This window comes from Paraglaciecola mesophila KMM 241 (assembly GCF_000315015.1).
GTDB classification, from domain to species: domain Bacteria; phylum Pseudomonadota; class Gammaproteobacteria; order Enterobacterales; family Alteromonadaceae; genus Paraglaciecola; species Paraglaciecola mesophila.
In genome coordinates this window covers 1-968 of record NZ_BAEP01000016.1, presented here as the reverse complement: position 1 = coordinate 968, position 968 = coordinate 1, and the positions used below count along the sequence as shown (strand labels likewise).

Annotated in this window: 1 pseudogene; it reads left to right on the top strand. The window is 45.9% G+C overall.

The features are described from left to right. Positions 1-914 (top strand): annotated as a pseudogene (tuf, locus tag GMES_RS03975) (elongation factor Tu); the annotation flags it as partial. Positions 915-968 lie beyond the last annotated feature (54 nt).

The window sequence follows — 968 nt, the reverse complement described above, 5'->3', positions numbered from 1 at the left end:
AACATGATCACTGGTGCTGCTCAAATGGATGGCGCGATTCTAGTAGTAGCAGCGACCGATGGTCCTATGCCACAAACACGTGAGCACATCTTGTTAGGCCGTCAGGTTGGCGTACCTTTCATGGTTGTTTTCATGAACAAATGTGACATGGTTGACGACGAAGAATTGTTAGAATTGGTAGAGATGGAAGTACGTGAATTGCTTTCAGAATACGAATTCCCTGGCGATGACTTACCAGTTATCCAAGGTTCAGCACTTAAAGCCCTAGAAGGCGACGAGAAGTGGGAAGCTAAAATCATCGAGCTTGCAGAAGCCCTTGATACTTACATCCCAGAGCCAGAGCGTGACATCGACAAGCCTTTCCTACTTCCAATTGAAGATGTATTCTCAATTTCAGGTCGTGGTACGGTTGTAACAGGTCGTGTTGAGCGTGGTATCGTAAACACAGGTGATGCAGTAGAAATCGTTGGTATGAAAGATACAACGACTTCAACTGTTACTGGTGTTGAAATGTTCCGTAAGTTGCTTGACGAAGGTCGTGCTGGTGAAACATCGGTGCATTGCTTCGTGGTACTAAGCGTGAAGATGTTGAGCGTGGTCAAGTACTAGCTAAGCCTGGTTCAATCAACCCACACACTCAATTCGAAGCTGAAGTATACGTACTAAGCAAAGACGAAGGCGGCCGTCATACTCCGTTCTTCAAAGGCTACCGTCCACAGTTCTACTTCCGTACAACTGACGTAACAGGTGCTGTAGAGCTTCCTGAAGGCGTAGAAATGGTAATGCCTGGTGACAACTTGAAATTCGTAGTTGAATTGATTGCTCCTATCGCGATGGACGAAGGTTTACGCTTCGCAATCCGTGAAGGTGGCCGCACAGTAGGTGCAGGCGTTGTTGCAAAAATCATTGCTTAATTGCTAGCAAATTGATTTGAAAGAAAGGTCACTTCGGTGGCCTTTTTTTATGTC